Origin of the sequence: Citrobacter sp. Colony219, assembly GCF_019382635.1 — a bacterium.
Taxonomy (GTDB): Bacteria; Pseudomonadota; Gammaproteobacteria; order Enterobacterales; family Enterobacteriaceae; genus Citrobacter; species Citrobacter youngae.
The window spans coordinates 3,542,915-3,555,681 of record NZ_CP080033.1; the positions used below are offsets into that span (position 1 = coordinate 3,542,915).

The window sequence follows — 12,767 nt, forward strand, 5'->3', positions numbered from 1 at the left end:
ACCGGGCGATAAACCTGCAAATTAACCTATCAGGCAGATTCCGCCAGAGCAAGTTCCTCTTCACGCGTTTCAATACGCTGGTCGCCGTTATACAGACGTGCATTTTGCAGCCCAACAAACAGCCGCTCGCCGCGGCTTGGGGAATCATCGCCCTGCATGATGACCGTCAGCGGTTCGTTATACCACCCCAACGGTTGCACAACTAATTGGGTGTAGTGACCTTTCGGGCTGGCTTCCAGTACCTGTACCGGCAACGGGGAATCCAGGCTGGTACGACGGCTCACATCCACTTCCCACGGACGCAGGAACAGGTCGACCGGACCTTGATACGCTGGCGTATAGCCCAATGGCCAACGATGTGCGCCGACGTGGAATTGGCCGCCGCGAATCGTCCCCTGCAGGCGGTTAACCTCCCCCATAAATTCCAGGACAAAACGGGTAGCCGGTTCACGCCAGACCTGGTCCGGCGCATCGGCTTGTTCGATATGACCCTGACTCATCACCACCACGCGATCGGCCACTTCTGTCGCCTCTTCCTGATCGTGGGTAACAAACACGCTGGTGAATTTCAGTTCTTCATGCAACTGACGCAGCCAGCGACGCAGCTCTTTACGCACCTGCGCATCGAGCGCGCCAAATGGCTCATCGAGCAGCAGGATCTGCGGCTCTACCGCCAGCGCACGCGCCAACGCCACACGCTGTTTTTGTCCACCGGAAAGCTGCGCCGGAAAGCGATCCGCCAGATGGGCAAGCTGCACCATCTCCAGCAATTTGGTGACTTTCGCTTTGATGGCCGCCGCATTCGGACGCTCACGCCGTGGCAAAACCGTCAGGCCAAAGGCGATATTGTCGAAAACGGTCATATGGCGAAACAGCGCATAGTGTTGAAAGACGAAGCCAACTTTACGGTCACGCGCATGTAAGCGACTGACATCGGTGCCATGAAAACGGATATGACCACTGGACTGATGTTCCAGCCCGGCAATAATTCGCAGCAGCGTGGTTTTGCCCGAGCCGGATGGCCCCAACAGCGCGACCATCTGACCTGAAGGAATATCCAGCGAGATATCGTTCAGCACCTGGGTGCGACCAAAAGACTTCTTAATATTGGCAATCTCAATGCTCATGATTTTCCTCCTGCTGCGCGCGTTTCTCCTGGTTCTCCAGACGCCATTGCAACATGCTCTTCAAAAACAGGGTAATAATCGCCATCAGCGTTAACAGCGCCGCGGCGGTAAAGGAGCCGACCGTGTTGTAGTCCTGCTCCAGTAATTCAATTTGTAGCGGTAGCGATAGGGTTTCGCCGCGAATCGAGCCGGAAACCACCGATACCGCGCCAAACTCGCCAATCGCGCGGGCATTCGTCAGCACTACGCCATACAGCAACGCCCAACGGATATTCGGCAGCGTCACGCGGCGGAACATTTGCCAGCCGGATGCGCCAAGCAGAACCGCCGCTTCGTCTTCATTGCTGCCCTGGCTTAACATAACCGGCACCAGTTCACGCACCACAAACGGACAGGTGACGAACACTGTGACCAGCACCATTCCCGGCCAGGCAAACATAATTTGCAGATTGTGTTCATCCAGCCATCCACCCAGCGGACCGTTAGAGCCGTAAAACAGCAGATACACCAGACCGGCGACCACCGGCGAGACGGCAAACGGAATGTCCAGTAAGGTCAGCAACAGCTGGCGTCCTGGGAAGTTAAAGCGGGTCACCAGCCAGGCCAGCAATACGCCAAACACCAAGTTCACCGGTACTGCAATCAGCGCAATCAGCACCGTCAGCCAGATAGCGTGCAGCATGTCCGGGTCGGCCAGGTTCTGTAATACCGGCATTAATCCCTTGCTGAACGCCTGCACGAAGATGTAAATCATCGGCACCAGCAAAATAAATGCGGACACCAGCATGCCCGTGCCGATCAGAAACCATTTACCCCAGTTAATGCGGGGCGCCCCATAGCGTTTCAATTGGGTAATCTCTGCCATCAGTGACCTACCACGCGTCGACCAAAGCGACTCTGCAGGGTGTTAATCGAAAACAGCAGCAACAACGAAGCCCCAAGGATTACTGACGCAATCGCACTGGCGGCCGGGTAGTCAAACTCCTGCAAGCGAACGAAAATCATCAGCGAGGTGACTTCCGTTTTCCACGCGATATTCCCGGCGATAAAAATAACCGCGCCAAACTCACCGAGGCTTCGGGTAAACGAGAGCGCAACGCCCGCCACCAGTGCGGGAGACAACTCCGGCAGCACCACTTTACGAAAACTCTGCCAACGCGTAGCACCCAGCGTTTCCGCCGCTTCTTCATACTCCGGACCTAACTCTTCCAGCACCGGCTGTACGGTACGTACCACAAACGGAATGCTGGTAAACGCCATCGCCACCGCGATACCAAGCCAGGTGTAGGTCACCTTGATATCCAGCTTCGCCAGCCACTCGCCGTAGAAGCCATTAACCGAAAACAGCGACGCCAGCGTCAGACCCGCTACCGCCGTAGGCAGCGCAAATGGCAGGTCCATCAGCGCATCCAGCAGCGTGCGGCCCGGAAAACGATAGCGGGTTAAGATCCACGCCATTAACAGACCAAACACGCCGTTAAAAATCGATGCCACAAACGCCGACAGCAGCGTGACTTTATAGGCCGCCACGACCTGCGGGTTAGTAATCACATCCCAGTATTGCGCCCAGCTCATCTGCGCCAGTTGCATCACCAGCGCGCTCAGCGGCAGAAGCAATATCAGGCACACAAACAGTAAGCTGGTGCCCAGGCTTAAGGTGAAGCCGGGCAGCACGCGTCGGGAAGAAACAGCAAACATTTACTTGCGCCCCGCCGCCAGCAGTTTGTCCAGCTCTCCACCGCTGACAAAGTGTGTTTTCATCACTTCAGGCCAGGAGCCGAACTTGTCTTCTACGCGGAACAATTCAGTCTGCGGGAATTTATCTTGCAGCTTGTCCATCACCTGGGGGTTATTCACACGGTAGTAATAGTCGGTGATGATGGTTTGCGCCTGCGGGCTGTACAGCCAGTTCAGATACGCTTTAGCCGCTTTCTCTGTCCCGTTGGCCTGCACATTCTTATCTACCCAGGCAACCGGGAACTCGGCAAGAATATTGGTTTTCGGAATAACAACCTCAAAACCCTGCGCTTCATACTGCTTGCGAATGTTATTCACTTCTGACTCGAAGCTGATCAATACGTCACCGAGCCCACGCTCGGCAAAAGTGGTGGTTGCGCCGCGGCCGCCGGTATCAAACACTTCGACGTTTTTCAGAAACTGGGTCATGAACTGTTCGGTTTTGGTTTTATCACCACCGTCAGCTTTATCCGCAGCACCCCACGCCGCCAGATAGGTATAGCGCGCGTTACCGGAGGTTTTTGGATTCGGGAAAATCAGTTTCACATCAGAACGCACAAGGTCATTCCAGTCATGAATGTTTTTCGGGTTCCCCTTACGCACCAGGAAGCCCATGGTGGAATAGAATGGCGAACTGTTATTCGGCAGACGGCTTTGCCAGTCGGCGGGGATCAACTTGCCTTTGTCATGCAGGATCTGCACGTCGGTCACCTGGTTATAGGTCACCACATCGGCTTTCAGCCCCTGCAGAATCGCCAGCGCCTGTTTTGATGACCCGGCATGAGATTGTTTTATCGTCAGTTTGTCACCGCCGTTATCCTTCGCCCATTGCTGTTCAAACGGGGGATTAAGGGCGGCAAACAGCTCGCGAGACACATCGTATGAACTGTTCAACAGTTCTGTTGCCTGCGCCTGACCCACCAGCAACAGCAGCGCCGCCAGCGTCAGAGTTCTTTTTTTCAGTAAGTTAACGGCCATTGCGCACCCTTATAAATTTAATGACTTTCTTATGGTCATCATATTTATAACCGGCACTAAAGGAGTAACGGTTTTATATACCGTTTGATGATTTGAAAGTTGAAAAGAGAATAAGGGGAAACCCCTCCCCAGGTTCACCGGGGAGGAGACTGGCATCAATCAGATGCCGACGCTGACGCTTTCAGGCAGGGTGCTGCCGCCATCAATCACGTTTTGCGTGCCAGTTAAGTAGCTGGATTCATCCGACGCCAGGAACGCCGCCAGTTCACCCACTTCAAGCGGACAGGCCAGACGGCGCATCGGGATCGCTTTCGCCATGTCGACTAATACCGATTCAGGATCATCCGGGTTAGACTGACGTGCAATATTTTCCGCCATTGGCGTACGAACGTAGCCCGGGCAAATGGCATTTACACGAATCCCCGATTGCGCGTACTCAACCGCCAGGGACTTGGTTAAGCCGATAATAGCGGCTTTCGACAACGCATACGCCGTTTCACCCGGGTCGGCCACCAGATCGCCAGTTACCGATGACATCATCACGATGCGCCCGTCTTTGCGCGCAATCATCTCCGGCAGAACGGCCTTCGTCACGTTCCAGACGCCTTTAATGTTGACATCAATGTGGAAGTCGCGATCTTCATCGCTCATTTCAAGGAAGTTGCCAAGGCGGCATACGCCTGCATTGTTGACCAGAATGTCGATTTTGCCTTCAATTTTCTTCGCGCGTTTTACCGCTTCCGTAACCGACGCAAAATCTCTGACGTCTGCGTGAACCGCTGTGCAGCGATGCCCGCGCCCTGCCAGTTCATCCGCCAGCTTTTCAATCTCATCGGAGATATCCAGCAGGATTAAGTTCGCGCCATGGCGGGCAAACGTTCTGGCGATCCCCTCGCCAATACCCTGAGATGCGCCCGTAATCAATGCTGTTTTGCCCGTGAGTTTTCCCATTTCAATATTCTCCTTTTGAATATGAAGCCTTCACTTCATTCACGCAGAAGATACAGCATTAACAAATTCATGCTGAGGAATAGCTCACTAAATCAGGTTAATTTCAGGTAAAAAAAATCCCCGTCGGGGCGGGGATTTTCAATTTCATGACAGATAAGAACGCGGTAGGCCTGGTAAGCGTGAGCGCTACCAGGCAACACTGGGGTTACAGCGCCATCAGTCGATCCAGCGACGGTGCAAAGTAATAGCCACCGGTGACCGGTTTAGTGAAGCGCAGCATCGCGTCACGTTTACCGTCGGTATCACCAAACATGCTCAGCAGTTGCTGCTCAATATTGTGCAGACGGGCGCAGTAGGCGCAGAAATAGAGACCATGCGTACCGCTGGCTGTACCGTATGGCAGGCTCTGACGCACAATTTTCAGCCCCTTGCCATCTTCTTTCAGATCCACACGGCTCAGGTGAGAGGTGACCGGGCGGTCGTCACCGTCGATCTCTTCGTTGGCTTCCTTGGTACGGCCAATCATCATTTCCTGGTCATGGATGCTCATGCGGTTAAGCTGCTTCAGGTTATGTTCCCAACGCTGCACGAATACATAGCTGCCACCGGCATCGACGCCATCTTTAATAACAGCGACTTCACGGCGCGTTTCTTCGCCTGCCGGGTTTTCAGTGCCATCAACAAAGCCGCTGAGGTCACGCTCTTCCACCCAGCGGAAACCGTGGATCTCTTCTTTAACCTCAATGCAATCGCCAAATGCTTCCATTGCCGCCTGCGCAACGGAGAAGTTCACGTCATGGCGCAGCGAGAGAATATGGATCAGTACGTCATACTGGGTCGCCGGAGCCAGACCTTTACCGTAGGGGATGAAGTCCTTCAGCTCTTCCGCGCCCACGCCGCCGCTCAATGTGCGCCAGGTGTTGTTGCCAAAAGCGACTACCGCGCCCAGATGCGCATCCGGAAATTTCGCTTCAAAGGTCGCCAGCTTATCGGCAAACGTTTTGCTGGCCGCTCGCAGGGCCTCAACATCACCTTTTACATTGGCTTCAATCCAAATCGCCGCACGGCAATGTTCTGGCAAAATGCCACTCTGAACCTGAGACATTGTTCCTCCTGAAAAAAGCTGCCACGACATCGTGGCATTGCTGGGCGTTATTCTACCTGTTTTTTTAGTAAGTCGATTTGTTCAGACGCAAATTAACGCCGCCAGATAATTTTGCTTACTTTCCACTCTTGTAGCGTATCGTCAGACGGCATTATGCCTTCAGGGCCGCTCCAGTCACCGGAAAAAATATAGCTAATATGCTGACTTCCTTCGGCTTTACACTCAACGCCCGCGCTATCATCACCGGTTGCTTTCTGGCAATGACCAAAAGCTTTAGTGTAAAGGTCGCTAAACGGTGTACCGATTTCGACACCCGCGGCTGATGCGATGTCGCTGTCCAATACATCAATGCGATTGATCGTTCCCTGGTCGCCATTGATCACCATTGCCAGCTTGTCACCTTTCATTGCCTCAAAAAAGCGCACGACAGTGCCGTTATTGGTTTTCATGCCACTACGCAGGCGATAATCGCCATCCAGCGCATCAGCAATGGTCTTTTCATCCAATGTCGTCGCACCCGTGAGTTTTCCCACGCCTTGCTCAGTGACCTCGGTCGAAGAACCAAACCAGTTCCACGGATTAGCGGCGGACCAGTTCACCGATGAGAGGGTTGAACACCCGGTCAGCACAAGCGGTATCGCGCATAACGTCAAACGCAGTGATTTCATTTCACTTCCTTCCATATTTATCAACGCTGCTTTGAGTCCGGTTTCACTAAAAAGTGCCGTTATTCTTTCTCGGGGGAAAAACAGGCGCGCAAACGTTGATTGGTTAACAGCCAGATCAGTGCGACGATATCCGCCACCAGCAGCGCCAGACCAACGCCGTTGACAGGATCGCCCCCCAACCACAGCATCGGCTGCCAGCACAGCAGCACCAGTTGAGCGAGAATCAATAATCCGCGCAGCCTGTGCCACAAAACGGGGAACGCAAAACGCCGCCCGCTGAGTAAAAACGCAAGCACGGCCGGAACACCGGGAAGTAACCCCAGCCAGAACGCGTCATGATCGGGATAAAACAGATTCAGCAACGTGTTGCCCTGCTCACGGGAAGAACCGGCAATCACAAACAAAACCCAGGTGCGTGCCTGCAGCAGCAGCACGCACCAGAACAGAAATGGCAGGCGCAGACGCCCATGACCGTCATAGTCGGCGGGATGGAACTCAGTACTCTTCATCTTCGATTAAACGTTTACCCAGATGGAGTACATCGGTATGTTCATAGCCCAGACGCTCATACATACCCAGCACAACGTCATTATCGTCACGCACCATGATTTGAATCTTTGGACAACCACGGGCAATGAGCTTTTTCTCCAGTCGGTTCAGCAGCGCATTAGCAATACCGCGCCCCCTGAACTCAGGATGCACGCCAAGGTAATAGGCGGAACCGCGATGCCCGTCATAGCCCCCCATCACTGTGCCGACCACCTCGCCGTTCACTTCTGCGACCAGAAACAAGCTGACGTCATGATTGACCTTGCGTTCAATGTCCATTTCCGGGTCATTCCATGGACGCAGCAGATCACAGCGCTCCCAGAGGGTGATCACCTCTTCGAAATCTTCCTGGCGAAATACGCGTATTTCCATGGTATTGGTTTCCTTTTCAGGACGTTAAAAAGCGATTATGGCGCGAACCACTGATTTAGCCAATATCTGACGCGAAGCGACGGAAAAAATGGCATAATACGGAATTGTCACGTATTGAAATGAAAAGTAAAACAATTCTTATCCCGATCCGTCGCAACGGACAACGCGATACGATATAACGTTTAGAACCTTTTTTTTACAACTCAGGCCGTATGAGCACTTTTAAACCACTAAAAACACTCACATCGCGCCGCCAGGTGTTGAAAGCCGGGCTGGCCGCCCTGACGCTGTCAGGCATGTCGCAAGCCATCGCTAAAGAAGAAGCGCTTAAGACCAGCAATGGTCACAGCAAACCGAAAGCGAAAAAAGCCGGCGCTAAGCGCGTAGTTGTCCTCGATCCGGGTCACGGCGGGATTGATACCGGCGCCATTGGTCGCAACGGTTCAAAGGAGAAGCACGTGGTGCTGGCGATTGCCAAAAACGTGCGCTCGATTCTACGCAACCAGGGGATTGATGCACGCCTGACCCGCTCCGGCGATACGTTCATTCCACTGTACGATCGCGTCGAGATAGCCCATAAGCATGGCGCCGATCTGTTCATGTCGATTCACGCCGACGGTTTCACCAATCCGAGCGCTGCAGGTGCGTCGGTCTTTGCCTTATCCAATCGCGGTGCCAGTAGCGCCATGGCGAAATATTTGTCCGATCGTGAAAACCGGGCCGATGAAGTCGCCGGGAAGAAGGCCACCGACAAAGACCATTTGCTGCAGCAGGTATTGTTCGATCTGGTGCAAACCGACACCATTAAAAACAGCCTGACCTTAGGCTCGCATATTCTCAAGAAGATCAAGCCAGTACATCGTCTGCACAGTCGTAGCACGGAACAGGCCGCCTTCGTGGTGCTAAAATCACCGTCAATTCCGTCGGTACTGGTCGAAACCTCGTTCATTACCAACCCGGAAGAAGAGCGACTGCTGGGCACGACGGCGTTTCGTCAAAAAATCGCTACCGCTATCGCCAATGGCATCATTAGCTATTTCCACTGGTTTGATAACCAGAAAGCACACTCGAAGAAACGTTAATCATGAAGCCCGATGCACAGCGCGTAAAACAGTTCCTGCTTAGCCTGCAGGATGATATTTGTCAGCAGTTATCCGCCGTCGATGGCGCAGAGTTTGTTGAAGATAACTGGCAGCGTGAAGCGGGCGGCGGCGGTCGTAGCCGGGTGCTGCGTAACGGTGGTATTTTCGAGCAAGCGGGCGTTAACTTCTCCCACGTCCACGGCGATGCAATGCCAGCATCGGCTACTGCACATCGCCCGGAGCTTGCCGGGCGCAGCTTTGAGGCGATGGGTGTCTCGCTGGTGGTGCATCCGCAGAATCCTTACATTCCGACCAGCCATGCCAACGTACGGTTTTTTATCGCGGAAAAACCGGGCGCCGACCCGGTGTGGTGGTTTGGCGGCGGCTTTGATTTAACGCCCTACTACGGCTTTGATGAGGATGCGATTCACTGGCATCGCACCGCGCGTGATCTGTGCCAGCCGTTCGGAAATGACGTTTACCCACGTTACAAGAAGTGGTGCGATGACTACTTCTTTCTCAAGCACCGTAACGAGCAGCGCGGCATCGGCGGACTGTTTTTCGATGATTTAAATACGCCAGATTTCGACCACTGCTTCGCCTTTATGCAGGCGGTCGGGCAAGGTTACACCGAAGCGTATCTGCCGATCGTCGAACGCCGCAAAGCGATGAGCTGGGGCGAGCGCGAGCGAAACTTCCAGCTTTATCGTCGCGGACGCTATGTGGAATTTAATCTGGTGTGGGATCGCGGCACGTTATTCGGTTTACAGACCGGCGGGCGCACGGAATCGATTTTGATGTCGATGCCGCCGCTGGTACGCTGGGAATATGACTGGCAGCCGGAAGCGAACAGCCCGGAAGCCGCCCTTAGCGAATTTATTCAGGTCCGCGACTGGGTGTAATGGCCGGATAAGCAACGGCAAAACCCGTAGGCCGGATAAGACGTGTTAGCGTCGCATCCGGCACAATAATCTCATCACGCCCACTGACGCATGCGCTGATGCAGCGTCAGCGACGGTTTCTCCGCAAACAACTGCTGGTAATCGGTAGCAAACTGCCCTAAATGCCAGAATCCCCACTGCATCGCAGCGTCTTTCACCGTCGCACTTTGCGACCACGGGCTAATAAGCTCCCGGCGCACGGCATTCAGACGAATACGTTTTAACCAGGCATTCGGTCCGATACCGAGGATTGCGTGAAACGCGTTTTGCAGCGTGCGACGACTCACATGTAGCTGGTTGCACAAGTCGAGTACGGTCAGCGGCTCTGACATATTTTCCAGCACATATTCGCGCGCCCGCGACAGCAGGCGGCGATAGCTCTGATGGCTGATGCTTTCAGCGGTCATAATCGGCTGAGCGTCTTCCAGCATGGTACCCATCGCCAGCAGCAGGTTATCACCCAACACTTTGCGCACCGCCGGCTGATGAAGGTTCTCAGGATTCTCGCTAAACGTCGCCAGCGCCTGTTGCACAAAGCCCCATAGCGCGGCTTTATGCTGTTCTTTTACCTCCAGCGCCGACTGGTTGCGCAGCATATGCAGCACCCTTTCCGGGTTATGCAGGAAGTTAGCCTGACGCGCAATGGTGTCTTCAGAGATAACGACCCCAAGAATGGTGTAATCATCGGGTGTGCTCAGCTCAAACTCCGTTCCGCCTGGGCGGGTCGCAATTTCAGCACTGCCAAGGCATTGCGTACCAATAAATCCCTGCTCGCCGCGGGTGGCCGGAATACCAAACCAGAACGAGTTCGGCCAGACCAGGCATGACTGGCGCAGCGCAAGACCGGTGTATTCACGGAACACCTGAATATCATCAAGCAGGATTTCCGTGAACTCGCCATGAAATTTTCCCGGATGCAGTTGATCGTAAATCTGCTGCCAGGCGGTAATCGTCAGGGCATGCTCATACACATCTGTTGTTCGCCGTTGGTGAACGTTGTCCACCTCGACCTTCGGCGTAAGTTTAACGTCTTCGGGTAATGCTTCATGATAAAGATGGTGCAGGTTTGCAGTACGGGTCTTTTTCATGATCTTTTAAGCCGGAAGCTTCAACGAAGCCCCCGGCCCTCCGACAGGTTAATTTTTTAAGCGATAGCGACTACTGCGTTTACGCAACGCTCCGTCAGAAAAGAGCTGTTCCAGCGCCTTTCTGGCTTCATCAAGTGACCAGCCAAAGTGCGCGGCCACTTCCCCTGCCGTCATTCCTTGACGGGTTGATGCCAACAACGCCAGGAGTTCATCAGAAGATTCAGATGTCACAGGCGTGTCCTGCGTCTTTTCCGCTTTGTCTTCTGGCATCATTTCTGGCTTCGGTGCGGGTTTCTTCGGCTGGCGCGTAAAACCGCCGATCAGCCACTGGGTGTCATCATCCGGCCGCCCTATCTCCTTGCGGCTGACAACACGTCCTGTACGCGCTGCGGCTGCGCTTCCGGCATCCAGCGCTGCACGACACGCGGCCAGATCGCCTTCCACCACCAGAGTCAGCCTGCCAGGATCCAGCACCTGGTGACTGAGCAGACGCACGTTCGCGGCTTTCAGCATGGCATCTGCCGCGTCTACGGCAGCCACCATGCCATCCACTTCCAGTAATCCCAGTGCATTGATCATCACAACCTCTCTTACGCGCGTTGTACCGGATTCCGGGCAATATCCAGAACAGCATCAGCGAAAGCATTACAGGCAGCTTTACAGGCAGCCTGGCTACCAGTTAAAAACGCCGCTGAGTAGTTGGTTTCTGACGGCGGCGGCACGTAGGTGACAATCTGTACATCGGCAGATTTGAGCGCAGCATCAATACCAAACGTTGCTTCCAGCGGCGGAGCCACCAGATACGCCATCGGATCGCCAAGTCGGCATCCTGCGGTCGCCGAGAGATACGAACCGGTACGCGAAACCACGTGCGCAAGGAAGGCGGTATCTTCTGCGTCATTGGCCCACTGGAACGCCGCGCCGCTTTCGATATTGGCGACCATCGCGTCCAGGCCGGCGCGAACTTCGGCCGGGTTAGGTCCACCGAGCATGATCAGCACTTCGCCCGAGGTTGGAGAGGGACTGTGCGCCGCGCCGGCATACAGCGAGCGGCCATAAACCACTTCCACCATCGCCTGTTTTGTCGCTTCGTCTGCAGCAATATACGCCACGTCATCAGAATCTGCTGTGATGAGTCCGAGACTACGTATATGTGGCGGTAATTTAAGTTCACGGGCAAAACCGTCATTTACCGAGGCAATCACGCGCATTGCGGTGACTGAAGGTCTAATCAAATCTAATGCTGGCATGATGCCTCCTTAACGGGTCATATTGATGCCGGATGCTTTTTGCTCCAGCATGCGCTTGGCCAAATCCACAATCACCGCCGCCGCTTCAACCGGTGGCGTACCGCCCTGGTGAATATTCGAGATACAGGTACGGTCAGCTTCAACGGTTGTCGCCACGCGTGGCGAATAGACGGCATAGCAAGAAAGACTTTCCGACTGGCCGAGGCCCGGACGTTCCCCAACCAGCAGGATCACCGCTTTTGCACCGAGCAGTTCACCGATCTGATCTTCAATTTTCACGCGGCCATAGCGAACAAAGAACGGTGTCCCGACTTTTAATCCGGCCTGTTTTAAGCCTGACAACAGCGGCGGCAGGATCTCTTCGTAGTTAGCGGTGATGGCGTCGGTAGACAGGCCATCAGAGATAATCACCTGCACATCCGGGTTCATTACACACTGTGATTTCAGCGCTTCAATGGCTTCTGCGCTCAGACGACGCCCCATGTCCGGGCGCGTCAGATACAGGTTTTTGTCGCTGATTTCTGAGCGTACTTCCAGCAAGCCTTGCGCTTTCACCCACTCTTCCGGGACTTCTTTCAACACTGTGTCTTTTGAACGCGAGTGGTCGGCCAGGAAGCGCAGTAGCGCCTGAGTGCGCGGACGCGGACCGGCACGACCGGTACATACACGCGCGGCGGTGCTGCGGCGCAGCTCGGTCAGCACTTCTGCACGATGCGGGTTCTCAACACCAATCCACGCTTTCGCTTCGGCTGAACCTAAGTCCATCGCACAGCTTTCACCCGTTGGTGCGGCGCACTGCGTAGTGCTGCATTTCGCTTCTGGTGACGGCGCTTGAGCCTGCGGCTGTGACTCCCCCATTGACGCCATTACACTGCGTACAATTTCTTCAATCTGTTTTTGATCCATCGTATGTCATCTC

Annotated in this window: 15 protein-coding genes; 2 read left to right on the forward strand and 13 right to left on the reverse strand. The window is 54.4% G+C overall.

Annotation, left to right across the window (positions count from 1 at the left end; genetic code table 11):
• Positions 1 to 29: 29 nt before the first annotated feature.
• The 9 genes from cysA to JTI85_RS15940 all read right to left on the reverse strand — a co-directional run bounded on the left by cysA (position 30) and on the right by JTI85_RS15940 (position 7,487).
• Positions 30 to 1,127 carry a sulfate/thiosulfate ABC transporter ATP-binding protein CysA gene (cysA, locus tag JTI85_RS15900; protein WP_115601695.1) on the reverse strand — a complete coding sequence of 366 codons (1,098 nt, stop codon included), beginning with the start codon at positions 1,125 to 1,127 and terminating at the stop codon, positions 30 to 32.
• Positions 1,117 to 1,992: a sulfate/thiosulfate ABC transporter permease CysW gene (gene cysW, locus JTI85_RS15905; RefSeq protein ID WP_048210978.1), complete on the reverse strand. Its 876-nt coding sequence runs from the start codon at positions 1,990 to 1,992 to the stop codon at positions 1,117 to 1,119. The genes cysA and cysW overlap by 11 nt, the downstream gene beginning before the upstream one ends.
• Positions 1,992 to 2,825 carry a sulfate/thiosulfate ABC transporter permease CysT gene (cysT, locus tag JTI85_RS15910; RefSeq protein WP_003038061.1) on the reverse strand — a complete coding sequence of 278 codons (834 nt, stop codon included), beginning with the start codon at positions 2,823 to 2,825 and terminating at the stop codon, positions 1,992 to 1,994. Before cysT ends, cysW begins: the two co-directional genes overlap by 1 nt.
• The gene (gene cysP, locus JTI85_RS15915) at positions 2,826 to 3,842 is read right to left on the reverse strand and encodes a thiosulfate/sulfate ABC transporter substrate-binding protein CysP (RefSeq protein WP_061068304.1); all 1,017 of its coding nucleotides are present in this window, start codon (positions 3,840 to 3,842) and stop codon (positions 2,826 to 2,828) included.
• A gap of 159 nt (positions 3,843 to 4,001) precedes the next feature.
• Entirely contained in the window at positions 4,002 to 4,793 is a 792-nt protein-coding gene (gene ucpA / locus JTI85_RS15920; RefSeq protein WP_048210976.1) for an SDR family oxidoreductase UcpA, read from the reverse strand.
• Positions 4,794 to 4,998: 205 nt separating this feature from the next.
• Positions 4,999 to 5,898, reverse strand: a complete 900-nt coding sequence (yfeX, locus tag JTI85_RS15925; protein WP_048210975.1) for a porphyrinogen peroxidase — start codon at positions 5,896 to 5,898, stop codon at positions 4,999 to 5,001.
• A 92-nt stretch (positions 5,899 to 5,990) separates the two neighbouring features.
• Positions 5,991 to 6,566: an RpoE-regulated lipoprotein gene (locus JTI85_RS15930; RefSeq protein ID WP_061068305.1), complete on the reverse strand. Its 576-nt coding sequence runs from the start codon at positions 6,564 to 6,566 to the stop codon at positions 5,991 to 5,993.
• 59 nt (positions 6,567 to 6,625) lie between these two features.
• Positions 6,626 to 7,075: a DUF2919 domain-containing protein gene (locus tag JTI85_RS15935; protein ID WP_219351729.1), complete on the reverse strand. Its 450-nt coding sequence runs from the start codon at positions 7,073 to 7,075 to the stop codon at positions 6,626 to 6,628.
• The gene (locus JTI85_RS15940) at positions 7,062 to 7,487 is read right to left on the reverse strand and encodes a GNAT family acetyltransferase (RefSeq protein ID WP_048210972.1); all 426 of its coding nucleotides are present in this window, start codon (positions 7,485 to 7,487) and stop codon (positions 7,062 to 7,064) included. Before JTI85_RS15940 ends, JTI85_RS15935 begins: the two co-directional genes overlap by 14 nt.
• Positions 7,488 to 7,699: 212 nt before the next feature.
• Between JTI85_RS15940 and amiA the strand changes: the two genes are divergently transcribed.
• Positions 7,700 to 8,569, forward strand: a complete 870-nt coding sequence (amiA, locus tag JTI85_RS15945) for an N-acetylmuramoyl-L-alanine amidase AmiA (protein ID WP_219351730.1) — start codon at positions 7,700 to 7,702, stop codon at positions 8,567 to 8,569.
• Between the two features lie 2 nt (positions 8,570 to 8,571).
• Entirely contained in the window at positions 8,572 to 9,471 is a 900-nt protein-coding gene (gene hemF, locus JTI85_RS15950) for an oxygen-dependent coproporphyrinogen oxidase (protein WP_124021391.1), read from the forward strand.
• 74 nt (positions 9,472 to 9,545) lie between these two features.
• Here hemF and eutR read toward each other — a convergent pair whose 3' ends face one another.
• Genes eutR through eutC form a run of 4 tightly spaced genes read right to left on the reverse strand, consistent with a single transcriptional unit; the run spans position 9,546 to position 12,754 of the window.
• Positions 9,546 to 10,598: an HTH-type transcriptional regulator EutR gene (gene eutR, locus JTI85_RS15955; RefSeq protein WP_061068308.1), complete on the reverse strand. Its 1,053-nt coding sequence runs from the start codon at positions 10,596 to 10,598 to the stop codon at positions 9,546 to 9,548.
• Between the two features lie 48 nt (positions 10,599 to 10,646).
• On the reverse strand, positions 10,647 to 11,177 hold the full coding sequence (gene eutK, locus JTI85_RS15960) for an ethanolamine utilization microcompartment protein EutK (RefSeq protein ID WP_048210969.1): 531 nt from the start codon (positions 11,175 to 11,177) through the stop codon (positions 10,647 to 10,649).
• An 11-nt stretch (positions 11,178 to 11,188) separates the two neighbouring features.
• Complete coding sequence (gene eutL, locus JTI85_RS15965) at positions 11,189 to 11,848, reverse strand: ethanolamine utilization microcompartment protein EutL (RefSeq protein ID WP_040233508.1); 660 nt, start codon at positions 11,846 to 11,848, stop codon at positions 11,189 to 11,191.
• A 9-nt stretch (positions 11,849 to 11,857) separates the two neighbouring features.
• Positions 11,858 to 12,754, reverse strand: coding sequence for an ethanolamine ammonia-lyase subunit EutC (gene eutC, locus JTI85_RS15970; protein WP_048210968.1), 897 nt, complete (start codon positions 12,752 to 12,754; stop codon positions 11,858 to 11,860).
• Between the last annotated feature and the right edge of the window lie 13 nt (positions 12,755 to 12,767).